Annotated in this window: 12 protein-coding genes and 1 pseudogene; 9 read left to right on the forward strand and 4 right to left on the reverse strand. The window is 53.5% G+C overall.

Going from position 1 to position 16,037, the window contains the following annotated elements:
• Positions 1-354: 354 nt before the first annotated feature.
• The gene (locus NYE85_RS15110; protein WP_039992053.1) at positions 355-939 is read left to right on the forward strand and encodes a thymidine kinase; all 585 of its coding nucleotides are present in this window, start codon (positions 355-357) and stop codon (positions 937-939) included.
• 52 nt (positions 940-991) lie between these two features.
• Here the strand turns inward: NYE85_RS15110 and NYE85_RS15115 are convergent.
• Both NYE85_RS15115 and adhE read right to left on the reverse strand, forming a co-directional pair.
• Positions 992-1,474 (reverse strand): annotated as a pseudogene (locus NYE85_RS15115) (transposase); the annotation flags it as partial.
• Between the two features lie 248 nt (positions 1,475-1,722).
• Positions 1,723-4,395, reverse strand: coding sequence for a bifunctional acetaldehyde-CoA/alcohol dehydrogenase (gene adhE, locus NYE85_RS15120; protein WP_259005563.1), 2,673 nt, complete (start codon positions 4,393-4,395; stop codon positions 1,723-1,725).
• A 501-nt stretch (positions 4,396-4,896) separates the two neighbouring features.
• Between adhE and NYE85_RS15125 the strand changes: the two genes are divergently transcribed.
• The 7 genes from NYE85_RS15125 to oppF all read left to right on the forward strand — a co-directional run bounded on the left by NYE85_RS15125 (position 4,897) and on the right by oppF (position 13,697).
• Entirely contained in the window at positions 4,897-5,541 is a 645-nt protein-coding gene (locus NYE85_RS15125) for a YchE family NAAT transporter (protein WP_004962365.1), read from the forward strand.
• Between the two features lie 786 nt (positions 5,542-6,327).
• Entirely contained in the window at positions 6,328-7,962 is a 1,635-nt protein-coding gene (locus tag NYE85_RS15130) for an ABC transporter substrate-binding protein (RefSeq protein ID WP_259005565.1), read from the forward strand.
• Positions 7,963-8,108: 146 nt separating this feature from the next.
• Entirely contained in the window at positions 8,109-9,746 is a 1,638-nt protein-coding gene (oppA, locus tag NYE85_RS15135; RefSeq protein WP_259005566.1) for an oligopeptide ABC transporter substrate-binding protein OppA, read from the forward strand.
• An 81-nt stretch (positions 9,747-9,827) separates the two neighbouring features.
• Complete coding sequence (oppB, locus tag NYE85_RS15140) at positions 9,828-10,748, forward strand: oligopeptide ABC transporter permease OppB (RefSeq protein WP_004962376.1); 921 nt, start codon at positions 9,828-9,830, stop codon at positions 10,746-10,748.
• A 14-nt stretch (positions 10,749-10,762) separates the two neighbouring features.
• Positions 10,763-11,671, forward strand: coding sequence for an oligopeptide ABC transporter permease OppC (gene oppC / locus NYE85_RS15145; RefSeq protein WP_259005567.1), 909 nt, complete (start codon positions 10,763-10,765; stop codon positions 11,669-11,671).
• A gap of 11 nt (positions 11,672-11,682) precedes the next feature.
• Entirely contained in the window at positions 11,683-12,699 is a 1,017-nt protein-coding gene (locus NYE85_RS15150; RefSeq protein WP_259005568.1) for an ABC transporter ATP-binding protein, read from the forward strand.
• Positions 12,696-13,697, forward strand: a complete 1,002-nt coding sequence (oppF, locus tag NYE85_RS15155; protein WP_259005569.1) for a murein tripeptide/oligopeptide ABC transporter ATP binding protein OppF — start codon at positions 12,696-12,698, stop codon at positions 13,695-13,697. The genes NYE85_RS15150 and oppF overlap by 4 nt, the downstream gene beginning before the upstream one ends.
• Before the next feature lie 59 nt (positions 13,698-13,756).
• Here oppF and NYE85_RS15160 read toward each other — a convergent pair whose 3' ends face one another.
• Complete coding sequence (locus NYE85_RS15160) at positions 13,757-14,080, reverse strand: HI1450 family dsDNA-mimic protein (RefSeq protein WP_259005570.1); 324 nt, start codon at positions 14,078-14,080, stop codon at positions 13,757-13,759.
• A 56-nt stretch (positions 14,081-14,136) separates the two neighbouring features.
• Positions 14,137-15,597, reverse strand: coding sequence for a cardiolipin synthase (gene cls, locus NYE85_RS15165; protein ID WP_259005571.1), 1,461 nt, complete (start codon positions 15,595-15,597; stop codon positions 14,137-14,139).
• A gap of 245 nt (positions 15,598-15,842) precedes the next feature.
• On the opposite strand from cls, the gene NYE85_RS15170 reads away from it, so the two are divergent.
• Positions 15,843-16,019, forward strand: coding sequence for a YciY family protein (locus tag NYE85_RS15170; RefSeq protein ID WP_071586710.1), 177 nt, complete (start codon positions 15,843-15,845; stop codon positions 16,017-16,019).
• The last annotated feature ends 18 nt before the right edge of the window (positions 16,020-16,037 follow it).

Raw genomic sequence — 16,037 nt, forward strand, 5'->3', positions numbered from 1 at the left:
AAAAGCGCCATGGTAGCAGCGTGTCGATAGTAATCACGCTTGCCGGCGATAATTGATTTAAACAGGGGGGTAACGGGTTACAGGCTATTCGGCGCCGCGCTTTAGCCGTGGAGGAGGATAAAGGATATCGTTAATAGTTTGGCTAAATCATTAGCACTAATTAATGATGCTGTGCGCGCCGGGAGTGGTAATAGCGTTAAAATCCTACTTATGGCGCTATAAGTTTCATTCGACGCTTGTCGATCTGCACCAAGATTATTGCCGCCGGGATGCTGAGCGTCGGGAAAGCCTATGGTACACTTGCACGCTGAATCGCCCACCTGGATGTTTCTTATCCCATTGGAATTACTGGCTATGGCTCAACTCTATTTTTATTACTCTGCAATGAATGCAGGAAAATCCACTGCCTTGTTGCAATCTTCATATAATTATCAAGAGCGTGGTATGCGTACCCTGGTGTTTACCGCCGAGATCGACCATCGTTTTGGCGTTGGCAAGGTCAGCTCGCGAATCGGTTTGTCGTCCCAGGCGCAGCTTTATAATAATGAGACAGCGTTGTTCGCCATGATCAATCAGGAACACCAACAACAGCCGGTACACTGTGTTTTATTGGACGAAAGCCAGTTCCTTACCAAAGCGCAGATTGAACAGTTGTGTGACGTTGTCGACCAGTTGGATATCCCGGTGTTGTGTTATGGGTTACGTACTGATTTTCTTGGTGAGCTGTTTATTGGCAGCCAATATCTGTTGGCCTGGGCGGACAAGTTGGTGGAGTTGAAGACCATCTGTCATTGCGGCCGCAAAGCGAATCGGGTGTTGCGTCTTGACGAAAATGGCCAGGCGATGCAGGCAGGGGAGCAGGTGGTTATTGGCGGTAATGAGAGTTACGTTTCGGTCTGCCGCCGCCACTATAAAGAAGCCATGCACGCGCTCGATTAGGTGAGCCGCGTTGTCGACACGCCCAGAACCCCGCCCAAGGGCGCAATGCCGTTCACTTAAGCGGAGCGGCATGGGAGTTCACCGGATAGCGGGTTTTTGACATATTAACCGCCCTCGGCCTTGATAGCCGGGGGCGTTTTGTTATGAAAACGGCTTCTAAATTCTCCCGCAGGTGCTCCAGGCGTTTCGGGATTGTTCCCGGCGATACCGTATTTCCCAGTATTATCATTTCCGTCGCAATAAACTGGAACGCGCACTTAAAGCTGATTTCTGTGGGCGCTTTTTTGTGTTTCTCCGCCGTCCTTGTCGCCTTTCGTCGTATCAGGTTATAGGCCAGTAACATCCCCCATACCTCCTGCTCCAGCAGATTTACCTTCCGGCTTCTCAACACCAGCGCATTATCCAGCAGACGGCTTTTCAGGTTTCTGAACCTGACCTCAATTTCCCATCGTGAATGATAAAGCTCTGCCATACCCTTCGCCCGGTAACGGTCTGCCGGAAGTGAGGTCAGCGCCGTTTTCTCCACTCCGTTTACGTTGCGTGCTCAGAGAGCGTCAGGCAGTGTTGTATCCACTCGGCAGGCAGATGTTCCGCAAACATCTGAGCTGAAGGTGGTGGCATAAGAGGGGGGCGCTGAACTTGAGCAGGTCATTGAGAAGTGGCATAAGAAAACGGCTCCCTGTATTGGAAGCCGTTATAGTGCCGCAGTTTAAGGGTCGGTCAACCGTTCCTTAACCGATCGGCATTGCGCCGATTGGCGGTTTTGTTCATATCAGCATAGCGTTACTTTTTGAGCTTCTTTGCCGCTTTGACAACGACGGGCGCTGCCGTTTCCTCTACCTCTTCGAACTCGCTGAATTTGCGGCCGTAGAAGGTATCCAGCATGATTTGTTTCAATTCGGCTATCAGCGGATAACGTGGGTTGGCGCCGGTACACTGGTCGTCAAACGCATCTTCGGACAGTTTGTCGACTTTAGCCAGGAAGTCGGCTTCCTGCACGCCAGCTTCGCGAATAGAGGCAGGGATCCCGAGCTCGGTTTTGATTTCATCCAGCCAGCCCAGCAGTTTCTCGATTTTCTGCGCGGTACGGTCGCCTGGTGCGCTCAGGCCGAGATGATCGGCGATTTCAGCGTAGCGGCGGCGTGCCTGCGGACGATCGTACTGGCTAAACGCCGTCTGCTTGGTTGGGTTGTCGTTGGCGTTATAGCGAATAACGTTGGAAATCAACATCGCATTGGCCAGGCCGTGCGGAATGTGGAATTCAGAACCCAGTTTGTGGGCCATTGAGTGACAAACCCCAAGGAAGGCGTTGGCAAAAGCGATACCGGCGATGGTGGCGGCATTGTGAACGCGTTCACGTGCTACCGGGTTCTTCGCGCCTTCCTTATAGCTGGCCGGCAGATATTCCTTCAGCAATTTCAACGCTTGCAGCGCCTGGCCGTCGGAGTATTCATTGGCCAGTACCGAAACATAGGCTTCGAGAGCGTGAGTCACCGCATCCAGGCCACCGAAGGCGCACAGCGATTTCGGCATGTTCATTACCAGATTGGCATCGACAATCGCCATATCCGGCGTCAGGGCATAATCTGCCAGCGGATATTTCTGACCGGTTTCATCGTCGGTGACCACGGCAAACGGCGTGACCTCAGAACCAGTACCGGAGGTGGTCGTGATAGCAATCATTTTTGCCTTCACGCCCATTTTCGGGAATTTGTAGATGCGTTTGCGGATATCCATAAAGCGCAGCGCCAGATCTTCGAAATGGGTTTCAGGATGTTCGTACAAGACCCACATGATTTTGGCAGCATCCATCGGCGAACCGCCTCCCAGCGCGATAATCACGTCTGGCTTGAAGGAGTGCATCTGCTCGGCGCCTTTGCGCACGATGCTCAGGGTTGGATCCGCTTCAACTTCAAAGAACACTTCGGTTTCGATGCCATGTGACTTCAGCACGTTGGTGATCTGGTCGGCATAACCGTTGTTGAACAGGAAACGGTCGGTCACGATGAATGCGCGTTTGGCACCGTCGGTAGCCACTTCTTCCAGTGCGATTGGCAGGGAGCCACGACGGAAGTAGATAGATTTCGGAAGTTTATGCCACAACATGTTTTCTGCTCGCTTCGCTACAGTTTTCTTGTTGATCAAGTGTTTTGGACCGACGTTCTCGGAAATGGAGTTCCCCCCCCACGAGCCGCAGCCCAGCGTCAGCGATGGCGCCAGTTTGAAGTTGTACAGATCGCCGATCCCGCCTTGCGATGCTGGCGTGTTGATCAGAATACGTGCGGTTTTCATCTTGTCGCCGAAGTAGGCGATGCGTTCCTGTTGATTGTCCTGGTCGGTATACAGGCAGGAAGTGTGGCCGATCCCGCCCATTGCCACCAGTTTTTCTGCTTTGTCGACGGCGTCTTCAAAGTTCTTGGCTCGGTACATGGCCAGCGTTGGCGACAGTTTTTCGTGTGCGAACGGCTCGGATTCATCAACCAGCTTCACTTCCCCAATCAGCACTTTGGTACTGCTTGGAACGGTAATGCCGGCCATTTCTGCAATTTTGACCGCCGATTGGCCGACGATGGCGGCGTTAAGCCCACCATTTTTCAAGATGATATCCTGCACGGCTTTCAGTTCTTTGCCTTGCAGCAGATAACCGCCGTGGGTGGCAAAGCGCTCACGCACTGCATCGTAAACCGAATCCACCACGATAACCGACTGCTCTGAGGCGCAGATAACGCCGCTATCGAAGGTTTTCGACATCAGAATGGACGCCACGACGCGTTTGATGTCAGCGGTTTCATCAACCACTACCGGAGTGTTGCCGGCACCAACGCCGATGGCCGGCTTGCCAGAGCTATAAGCGGCTTTCACCATGCCAGGACCGCCGGTGGCCAGAATCAGGTTCAGATCCGGGTGGTGCATCAGTTGGTTGGACAGTTCGACGGACGGTTGGTCGATCCAGCCGATGATGTCTTTTGGCGCACCCGCAGCGATAGCCGCTTGCAGCACAATGTCTGCCGCTTTATTGGTGGCGTTTTTGGCACGTGGATGCGGTGAGAAGATGATGCCATTACGCGTCTTCAGACTGATGAGTGCCTTGAAGATTGCGGTGGAAGTCGGGTTGGTTGTCGGGACGATGCCGCAGATCAGGCCGATCGGTTCGGCGATGGTAATGGTACCGAACGTGTCGTCTTCAGACAGCACGCCGCAGGTTTTCTCATCTTTGTAGGCGTTATAAATATATTCGGAAGCGAAGTGGTTTTTGATGACCTTGTCTTCAACGATACCCATTCCGGATTCTTCGACGGCCATTTTAGCCAGTGGAATACGTGCATCGGCGGCGGCGAGGGCAGCAGCGCGGAAGATCTTGTCAACTTGCTCTTGGGTAAAGTTGGCATATTCGCGCTGGGCTTTTTTGACACGCGCTACAAGCTCGTTCAATTCAGCAACGTTTGTTACAGCCATGGTGCTCTCCTGATAATGTTAAACTCTTTCAGTAAATCAGCCGTGCGAGCAACCAGTATAGTCAATGTTCGGAAGGTATTTGCAAAAATCAAATAATTTCCGGTGGTTAGCCTCACTTGCTGCTGATTTGCTTAAAGAGCTTTTCCAGGGCCGGAGCCGATAATAATGACCGGTTTGCAAAACGGTCCTACTCCCTGGCTACGACTAATAGCTTAACTATTCCTGAGTAGTCATTTTGTGATTTAAATCATAAAAAGTGTCAGCTGACACCATTCAGCACGCCATTGTTGATAGCTATTCTCATTTGCGCGCTGGGATATATTTTTCGCAACAATAAATTACCTTGGTGACCCGTTAATTTAACGTAGATCAAACATTTATTTAGCATGGTTGCGCCGGCAGAAAAATGCCGGCGCGGCGGATGGATTACCCTTGGCATTTCTATTACATTAGCGCGCGTGGGCAACATCTCTTTTTACAGCTATTACTGCGGAGTGGTTTGTGGGCCAATCTTTGCTGGATTTTTCCGGCTATATAAAATTCTTTGTCGGTCTGTTTGCGCTGGTCAACCCGGTGGGGATCCTGCCGGTGTTCATTAGCATGACCAGCTACCAGGCGGAAGCAGGGCGTAATAAGACCAACCTGACGGCCAATCTGTCGGTGGCGATCATCTTATGGACCTCTCTGTTTCTCGGTGAAGGGATATTGCACCTGTTTGGCATCTCGATTGATTCATTCCGCATTGCTGGCGGTATCTTGGTGGTCACCATCGCCATGTCGATGATCAGCGGCAAGTTGGGCGAGGATAAACAGAACAAACAGGAAAAATCAGAGAGCGCCATCCGTGAGAGCATCGGCGTTGTGCCGCTGGCATTGCCGTTGATGGCCGGGCCGGGGGCGATCAGTTCTACCATTGTCTGGAGTTCGCGTTACCACAGTTGGCAAAACCTGCTTGGTTTTACGCTGGCGATTGCGCTATTTGCCTTCTGCTGCTGGCTGTTGTTCCGTGCGGCACCGCTGTTGGTCCGATTGCTGGGGCAAACCGGCATTAACGTTATCACGCGTATTATGGGGCTGTTATTGATGGCGCTAGGTATCGAATTTATCGTCACTGGCATCAAGGCCATTTTCCCCGGTCTGCTGTAAGCCTCTTCTCCGTTACCCTCCCGGTTATTTCCTGTTTGCCAACCCCGGTCGCTCGAGCTCATCAGCGTCCGGGGAGTGTCATGTCATACGGGCTCGCCGTACTGCTAATCGGCAGTAACAGGTCGCTAATGCCTAAAATTATTTTTAACTTTTAAACTTATTTTTTTGCGCGCATTAAATAGGTGCAAATTGTGAGCATTTAGTCAGCAAACGCACTGTTTTGTGGCATAAATTCCACTTTGTTGCCAATCAAAAGCCCTGATCGCTATTTTTGTGCCTTTAATAGCGGCATATTTGCCCTTTATACCCAGTTTTACTGCCATTTCGCTGTTAATTTAGTCACATAATTCTGTAGGGCTTGTCTGTCTACAATCCAGGTGTTATTAGTGATTAATACCCTATCGGCAGGTGTTTGTTCTTTGAACAGCGCGTTTGTTAACTGAATGTTTGTTTTTTGTCGGCGTGTCAATTTTATCGCTGTGTTACTCGGGGTTTTCTCTATTTATGTTATATATATCAATGCCTTGAATTTCCACTCTTGATGCTGCGCCACCGGGCTCTGACCCGCGCCACGGCTAATAAAAGAGAATTGCTTAACATTTTCGTAAAAATTATTGGCTAAGGATTTTTGCATCTGCTAATTTCCGAGCAACTTTCCCGACGATAATTTGTGGCGCAGCGAGCAAAGTAGGAACGAATTTTGCTGAGGTTGGTTAATCGCGAATTCCTATAAATATTTCGTACAAATCGTTAAGCCCTGGTGTTGGGCAAAAAGGAGCCTCGACTATGCAGCAAATCTTGAAGCGCACGCCGCTGTCTTGTGTCATCACACTATTGAGCATGGCGGCGCTGCCTATCGTGCAGGCGGCGGACGTACCTGCTGGCGTTGAATTGGCCGCGCAGCAGAACATCGTGATCAATAACGGTTCGGAAGTCGCTTCATTGGATCCGCATAAGGTCGAAGGTAATCCGGAAAGCAATATCATTCTTAATCTGCTGGAAGGTCTGGTCAGCACCGATGCCAACGGTCACGTGACGGCGGCGGTTGCCGAGCGTTGGGAACAGCGTGATTTCAAGGTATGGACCTTCCATTTGCGCCCGGCGGCGGTGTGGAGTGATGGTTCGCCGGTAACCGCTCAGGATTTCGTTTACAGCTGGCAGCGTCTGGCCGATCCCAAAACCGGCTCGCCTTACGCCAGTTATTTGCAGTACGCAAAGATTGAAAATGCGGAGGCCATCCTAAATGGCAAGCAAGCGCCGCAAACGCTGGGCGTCAAGGCGATTGACGAGCATACCTTGCAGTTGACCTTGAGTGAACCGGTCCCGTACCTGCTCAGCATGTTGACCCATACCTCGATGAAACCGGTCAAACAGTCGGTGGTCGAGAAATATGGCGATAAATGGACTCTGCCGCAACATTATGTCGGCAATGGCGCCTACCGCCTGAAACAATGGGTGGTAAATGAACGCATTGTGCTGGAACGCAGCGCAAGCTATTGGAACAACAAGGCGACGGTGATCGCGCAGGCGACCTTCTTGCCGATTGCTTCGGAAGTCAGTGATGTAAACCGCTATCGCAGCGGCGAGATTGATATTACCAACAGCGCCATTCCACCAACGCTGTTCGGCAAGATGAAGCGCGAGGTTCCCGATCAACTGCACGTTAACCCCTACCTATGCACTTTCTATTACGAAATCAACAACCAGCGAGCACCGTTTACTGACGCTCGCGTGCGGGAAGCGGTAAAACTGACGCTCGATCGTGACATCATCGCCAACAAGATTATGGGACAAGGGCAAATTCCGGCCTACGCCTTTACCCCGAGCTTCACCGACGGAGGGCGTTTCACGCCGCCCGAGTGGGCCGGCTGGACGCAGCAGCAACGTAACCAGCGTGCGAAGCAACTGCTGGCTGAAGCCGGGTTCGGCGCCGATAAGCCACTCAAGTTCAGGTTACTGTACAACACCTCCGATCAAAACAAGCAGCAGGCGATTGCCGCCGCCTCGATGTGGCAAAAAAACCTTGGTGCCGATGTCACGTTACAAAATCAGGAATGGAAAACCTCGCTGGAAAGCCGCCATCAGGGGCAGTTCGACGTAGCACGCGCCACCTGGTGCGGTGATTACAACGAGCCCAGCGCCTTCCTTAATCTGGCGCTGTCCAACAGCAGCAACAACACACTGTTTTATAAAAATGCCCATTTCGATGCGTTGATGGCTGCTAGCCTACAGGCACCGGACGCGGCGGCGAGGGCGCTGATTTATCAACGGGCGGAAAACCAGCTGGATAAGGATTCGGCGCTGATCCCGGTGTACTACCGCGTCAGCGCGCGTTTGATCAAACCCGCGGTTGGCGGCTTTACCGGAAAGGATCCGCTGGACTACACCGATGTGAAGAACCTGTACATCATCAAGCAGTAAGGGGTATTACGTCACGACAACCGCGTGAGTAATACGGGGAAGACCGGGTGCCGCATTCGTTCCGCGGCAACGGATAAACAGGCCTGACTAATGGGCAACGCGGGTGCACCGAATGGCCTGTGATAATAATAAACTGGAGTAGATCAATGACCAACATCACGAAAAAAACGCTACTGGCTGCCGGCATTATGGCCGCGCTGGGCATCACCACCGCCGGCAGTACGTTTGCCGCGGTGGTGCCTGCGGGTGTTCAACTGGCGGAGAAGCAAGAGATCGTCAAGAATAACGGCTCGGAAGTGCAATCGCTTGACCCGCACAAAATCGAAGGGGTACCGGAAAACAATGTCACCCGCGATTTGATTGAAGGCCTGGCCAACAACGGCGTAAACGGTGAAATCGAACCGGGCGTGGCGGAAAGCTGGGATAATAAAGATTACAAAGTGTGGACCTTCCACCTGCGCAAAGATGCCAAATGGTCGAATGGCCAACCGGTGACGGCGCAAGACTTCGTTTACAGCTGGCAGCGGGTGGTTGACCCGAAAACCGCATCGCCATACGCCAGCTACCTGCAATATGCCCACGTAGAAAACGTTGATGACATCATCGCCGGCAAAAAAGACAAATCGACGCTGGGCGTGAAGGCGATTGACGATCACACGTTCCAGGTCACGCTGACCGAACCGGTGCCATATCTGGTTGAAATGACTCCACACTACGCGATGAAGCCGGTGTACAAAGACGCGGTAGAAAAATTTGGTGAAAAGTGGACTCTGCCGCAGAACTACGTCAGCAATGGCGCGTATAAATTAAAAGATTGGGTCGTCAACGAACGCATCGTCCTGGAACGTAACCCGGAATATTGGGATAACGCGAAAACCATCATTAATAAAGTCACGTTCCTGCCTATTTCATCGGAAGTTACCGATGTGAACCGTTACCGCACTGGCGAAATCGACATGACCTATAACAACATGCCGATTGAACTGTTCCAGAAGCTGAAAAAAGACATTCCGCAGGAAGTGCATGTGGATCCGTACCTGTGCACTTACTACTACGAGATTAACAACCAGAAAGCGCCATTTACCGACGTGCGCGTGCGCGAAGCGCTGAAACTGGGGATGGATCGCGACATCATCGTCCACAAGGTAAAAAATCAGGGCGATCTGCCGGCCTACGGCTTTACCCCGCCGTACACCGATGGCGCCAAGTTGACGCCGCCGGAATGGTTTGGCTGGACGCAGGACAAGCGTAACGAAGAAGCGAAGAAACTGCTGGCGGAGGCTGGCTACGGCCCGGACAAGCCGTTGACCTTCAACCTGCTGTATAACACTTCCGATCTGCACAAGAAGCTGGCGATTGCCGCTGCGTCAATCTGGAAGAAGAATCTGGGCGTCAACGTCAAACTGGTCAATCAGGAATGGAAAACCTTCCTCGATACCCGTCATCAGGGCAATTACGACGTCTCGCGTGCCGCCTGGTGTGCCGATTACAATGAGCCGAGCACCTTCCTGAACATGATGCTGTCGGACAGCAGCAGTAATACCCCACACTACAAGAGCGAAACCTTTGACCGCTTGATGGCCGACGTGCTGACGGCGAAAACCAAAGAAGAACGCGCCGCGCTGTACCAGAAGGCCGAAGTTCAACTGGACAAGGATTCGGCCATCGTGCCGGTCTACTACTACGTCAACGCCCGTCTGGTGAAGCCTTACGTTGGTGGCTATACCGGTAAGGACCCGCTGGACAACGTGTACGACAAAAATCTGTACATCATTAAGCACTGATACGGTGAGGGCCGCGGGCGTTTGTCTGCGGCCCAGTCAAAATAATAAGCCGTCCTCAGGCTGTAGCACAGGGTTAGGGCAATGCTGAAATTTATACTTCGACGCCTGTTAGAGGCGATCCCGACGTTATTTATCCTTATTACCATTTCATTCTTCATGATGCGTCTGGCTCCCGGCAGCCCGTTCACCGGTGAGCGCGCATTACCACCGGAAGTATTGGCGAACATTGAAGCGAAATACCACTTGAATGACCCGATCTGGAAACAGTACGGCCATTATTTATTGCAGCTTTCACAGGGCGACTTTGGCCCGTCATTTAAATATAAAGACTATTCGGTCAACGATCTGGTTGCCAGTTCATTCCCGGTCTCGGCCAAGCTGGGAGCTGCGGCGTTTATTTTGGCGGTGTTGTTTGGGGTGAGCGCCGGGGTTATTGCCGCGCTCAAGCAGAATACCAAATGGGATTATACGGTGATGGGCTTTGCCATGACCGGGGTGGTGATACCCAGCTTTGTAGTTGCGCCGCTGTTGGTACTGGTGTTCGCCATCACCTTGAAATGGTTGCCGGGCGGGGGGTGGAACGGCGGGGCGCTGAAATTCATGATCCTGCCGATGGTGGCGCTGTCGTTGGCGTATATTGCCAGCATCGCGCGTATCACCCGCGGCTCGATGATTGAAGTGCTGCATTCGAACTTTATCCGTACCGCGCGCGCCAAAGGCCTGCCTATGCATCGCATTATCTTCCGCCACGCGCTGAAGCCGGCGCTGCTGCCGGTGCTGTCCTATATGGGGCCGGCGTTTGTCGGCATTATCACCGGTTCGATGGTGATTGAAACCATATACGGTCTGCCGGGCATCGGCCAGCTGTTCGTTAATGGCGCATTGAACCGCGATTACTCGCTGGTGCTGAGCCTGACCATTCTGGTCGGCGGCCTGACCATTTTGTTCAATGCGATCGTTGACGTGCTGTATGCCGTTATCGATCCGAAAATTCGTTATTAAGCTGGAGCACGCCAATGATGTTGACTAAAAAGAACAGCGAAGCTCTGGAGCATTTCAGCGAAAAGCTGGAAGTGGAAGGGCGTAGCCTATGGCAAGACGCACGCCGTCGTTTCATGCACAACCGTGCGGCGGTCGGTAGCCTGTTCGTGCTGGCGCTGATCACGCTATTCGTGATCGTGGCGCCCTGGTTGTCGCAATTTACCTATGACGATACCGACTGGGCGATGATGTCGGCGGCGCCGAGTATCGAGTCTGCCCACTATTTCGGTACCGACTCTTCCGGCCGCGACCTGCTGGTGCGGGTGGCAATCGGCGGGCGAATTTCGTTGATGGTCGGCGTGGCCGCGGCGATGGTGGCGGTGATCGTCGGCACGCTATATGGCTCGCTTTCCGGTTATTTGGGGGGCAAGACAGACTCGGTGATGATGCGTTTGCTCGAGATCCTCAACTCCTTCCCGTTCATGTTCTTCGTCATCCTGTTGGTGACCTTCTTCGGGCAGAATATCCTGTTGATCTTCGTGGCGATCGGCATGGTGTCGTGGCTGGACATGGCGCGTATCGTGCGCGGGCAAACGCTGAGCCTCAAGCGTAAGGAATTTATCGAAGCGGCGCTGGTGGGCGGGGTATCAACCCGTAATATCGTGCTGCGCCACATCGTGCCGAACGTGCTCGGGGTAGTGGTGGTGTATGCATCGCTGTTGGTGCCAAGCATGATCCTGTTCGAGTCATTTCTTAGCTTCCTGGGGCTGGGCACGCAGGAGCCGCTGAGCAGTTGGGGGGCGCTATTGAGCGACGGTGCCAACTCGATGGAAGTTTCACCATGGTTGCTGCTGTTCCCGGCCGGTTTCCTGGTTATCACCCTGTTTTGTTTCAACTTTATCGGCGATGGCCTGCGTGACGCCCTCGACCCCAAAGATCGCTAAGGAGTGCCACCATGAGCACCATTGAAAACCCGCAGCTGCAAACCCGGGACACGGCAGCAACTCCGCTGCTGCTGGATGTGCAGGATCTGCGCGTCACCTTCGCGACGCCGGACGGTGATGTGACGGCGGTCAACGACCTCAACTTTGATCTGCGCGCCGGCGAAACGCTGGGTATTGTCGGTGAATCCGGTTCTGGCAAATCGCAGACGGCGTTTGCACTGATGGGCTTGTTGGCCAGTAATGGCCGTATCGACGGTTCCGCCAGGTTCAACGGCCGTGAAATACTCAACCTGCCGGAAAACCAGCTCAACAAGTTGCGGGCAGAAGAAATTTCGATGATCTTCCAGGATCCGATGACTTCGCTCAACCCGTACATGCGCGTTGGCGAACAGCTGATGGAAGTGCTGATGCTGCACAAGAACATGAGCAAAAGTGCAGCGTTCGAAGAGTCGGTGCGAATGCTCGATGCGGTGAAAATGCCGGAAGCGCGTAAGCGCATGCGTATGTATCCGCACGAGTTTTCCGGTGGTATGCGCCAGCGCGTCATGATTGCCATGGCGTTGCTGTGCCGGCCGAAACTGCTGATTGCCGATGAGCCAACCACCGCATTGGACGTTACGGTGCAGGCGCAGATCATGACTTTGCTGAACGATCTGAAACGTGAATTCAACACCGCCATTATCATGATCACCCACGATCTTGGAGTGGTGGCCGGTATCTGTAACAAGGTGCTGGTAATGTATGCCGGCCGTACCATGGAATACGGCAGTGCGCGCGACGTGTTTTATCACCCAAGCCACCCGTACTCGATTGGCCTCCTCAATGCGGTGCCGCGTCTGGATGCGGAAGGTGAATCGTTGATGACCATTCCCGGTAATCCGCCCAATCTTCTGCGCTTGCCGAAAGGCTGTCCGTTCCAGCCGCGTTGCCCTTATGCCATGGAACAGTGCGCCAGCGCTCCGCCATTGGAACAATTTGGCGAAGGGCGCTTGCGCGCCTGCTTCAAACCGCTGGAGGCATTGGTATGAATACTGTAACCGACAAGAAAGTTCTGCTAGAAGTCGCCGATCTGAAGGTGCACTTCGACATTCATGATGACAAACAGTGGTTCTGGCAGCCGCCTAAAACGCTGAAGGCGGTTGACGGCGTAACGCTACGCCTGTTCGAAGGGGAAACGCTGGGTGTGGTGGGGGAATCCGGCTGCGGCAAGTCAACGTTCGCCCGCGCGCTGATTGGCCTGGTAAAGGCCACCAGCGGCAAGGTGGCATGGCTGGGCAAGGATCTGCTCGGTATGAGCGACGCTGACTGGCGTAAAACCCGCAGCGATATTCAGATGATTTTTCAGGATCCGCTGGCATCGCTCAATCCGCGCATGACCATTGGCGAAATCATCGCCGAACCTCTGCGAACCTACTATCCGAAGATGCCGCGCCAGGAAGTAAAGGATAAGGTCAAGGCGATGATGCTAAAGGTCGGGCTGTTGCCAAACCTGATCAACCGTTATCCGCATGAGTTCTCAGGTGGTCAATGCCAGCGTATCGGCATTGCGCGTGCCTTGATATTAGAGCCGAAACTGGTGATTTGCGATGAGCCGGTTTCCGCCCTCGACGTCTCGATACAGGCGCAGGTGGTGAACCTGTTGCAGCAACTGCAGCGCGAAATGGGCCTGTCATTGATCTTTATCGCTCACGATCTGGCGGTGGTGAAGCACATTTCCGACCGGGTACTGGTAATGTATCTGGGCCACGCGGTGGAGTTGGGCACCTACGATGAGGTGTATCAGAACCCGCAGCATCCTTACACCAAGGCGCTGATGTCGGCGGTGCCGATCCCCGATCCGGACAAGGAGCAGGTCAAGCAGATCCAGTTGCTGGAGGGGGAGTTGCCGTCACCGATCAATCCGCCGTCCGGCTGCGTGTTCCGCACCCGTTGCCCGATTGCCGGGCCCGAGTGTGCCAAAACGCGGCCGCTGCTGGAGGGCAGTTTCCGACATGCGGTGTCTTGCCTGAAGGTTGATCCGCTGTAACCACCCGCGAAAAACAAAAAACCTGCCGTTTGGCAGGTTTTTTTATGCGCCAGAGGCGATTATTCTTTCCACAGAATATGGCACAATTTGTGATCTTTTTCACGGCAGATCAATACGCGGGCATACACGTCGTTGAGCGGTTCGCCGTCGGCGTCGGCCAGGCCGATAACCACTTCGGCAAAGAAGTCCGGGTTCAGATCGTAATCGACGTGTTCCCGCCAGTCTTCGGCCGGATCGTACAGTTCCGCACCGCCGCGTTCTTCAAACTGCAGGTTGAACAGCAGAATATCCGCCGGATCCAGATTGTCGCCGGCCAGCTCCAGGAATATGTCATATGCCTGTTCCAGCGTTTCGTCTTCAGTAAGGCGGTTATTCAAGTCCATAAAAAAATCCTGATAACAAATGATTTGGCGTTATTAAACCACGCCCGCCATGCCATTTACAGCAGCGGACTGAAAAAGTAAAACAACCGTTCGACGATACGATGCCAAAACGGCCGCTTGAGCCACTGCCGGGCTTCCAGCAGTCTGGATCGGGCGATGTAATCATCCTGTACGCAGGCCAGATCGCTGCCGAAACCGTCATCGTCGATCACCAGGGTGATTTCAAAGTTGAGCCACAGGCTGCGCATGTCGAGATTTACCGTGCCGACCAGGCTCAGCTGGCCGTCGACCAGTACGCTTTTGGTATGCAGCAGGCCGCCTTCGAATTGGTAAATTTTCACCCCGGCCTCAAGCAACTCGGAAAAGAACGCGCGACTGGCCCAGCGTACCATCATCGAATCATTGTCGCGCGGTACGATAATGCTTACCTCGACGCCGCGCAGCGCGGCGGTGCAAATGGCGTGCAGCAAGTCATCGCTCGGAACGAAGTAGGGGGTGGTCATGATCAGTTGCTCACGGGCAGAGTACACCGCGGTCAGCAACGCCTGATGGATCATTTCTTCCGGGAAGCCGGGCCCGGAGGCGATCACCTGAATGGTGTGGCCGCTCTCCTGCTCAAATGGCATGATGTTCATGTCCGGCGGCGGCGGTAGAATGCGCCGGCCGGTTTCAATTTCCCAATCGCAGGCGTAGACAATACCCATGGTGGTGGCTACCGGGCCTTCCATACGCGCCATCAGGTCAATCCATTGGCCAACGCCGGCGTCCTGCTTGAAGTAACGTGGATCGACCATGTTCATGCTGCCGGTATAGGCAATATAGTTATCAATCAGCACTACTTTGCGGTGCTGGCGTAAATCCATACGGCGTAGGAAAACGCGCAGCAGATTGACCTTTAGCGCTTCGACCACCTCAATGCCGGCGTTACGCATCATGCCGGGATAGGGGCTGCGGAAGAACTGCACGCTGCCGGCTGAGTCCAGCAACAGGCGGCAATGGACCCCACGGCGTGCAGCGGCCATCAGGGATTCGGCAACCTGATCGACCAGGCCGCCCGGTTGCCAGATGTAGAACACCATTTCGATGTTGTGACGCGCCAGTTCGATATCACGGATCAGCGCCTTCAACGTGGAGTCGGTGGTGGTCAGTAACTGCAACTGATTACCTTTGACGCCGTCGATGCCCTGGCGGCGATCGCAGAGTTGAAACAGCGGACGTGCCACTTCGCTGTATTCGGTGGCGAAAATTCGTCGACTTTCTTTCAACTCCTTGAGCCAGCGGGCGGTCGATGGCCACATGGCCTTGGCGCGCTCAGCCCGCCGTTTGCCGAGGTGCAATTCGCCAAACGATAAATAAGCCACGATGCCGACCAACGGCAGAATGTAGATAATCAGCAACCACGCCATGGCAGAAGGCACCGCGCGACGCTTCATCAAAATACGCAGTGTGACACCGGCAATAAGCAGCCAGTAGCCGAATACCATGAGCCAACTGATTACGGTATAAAATGTTGTCATAAAGGCGAAAAATCCCGTTCGCAAACCACCAACGATGAGTGTACGCACAGAACGGAAAAGGGGAAACCTTTTCCCAACGGTTAAGTGACATAAATATGATTGCTCTAAGGCACTTGGCGAAAGCAAAAGCGGTACTTTTGTTTCTGTTGGCCACTGCGAGTCTTAGCGACGCCTGACTTGGATCGTTGGCAGAAAAGTCTATAATGCCGGCGGTTGGCATCGTAAGCAGAAGTGGCGAAGTAATTATGAGACGCAGTAGAAATGAAGTAGGTCGTTGGCGTATGTTGCGGCAGAGTCAACGCCGTAGACACCGCTGGCTGGAGCGCCAGTCATGTCATTACCGGCACATCATTCGCGTGCGGCGGCGATTGGACGATCAGCACCGTCGGGCGTTGCTGTTTACCGTATCCTGCGAATGGTAAGACTAAAACAGTCCCTGC

The organism is Serratia sp. AKBS12 (assembly GCF_024793895.1).
Lineage (GTDB): Bacteria > Pseudomonadota > Gammaproteobacteria > Enterobacterales > Enterobacteriaceae > Serratia_F.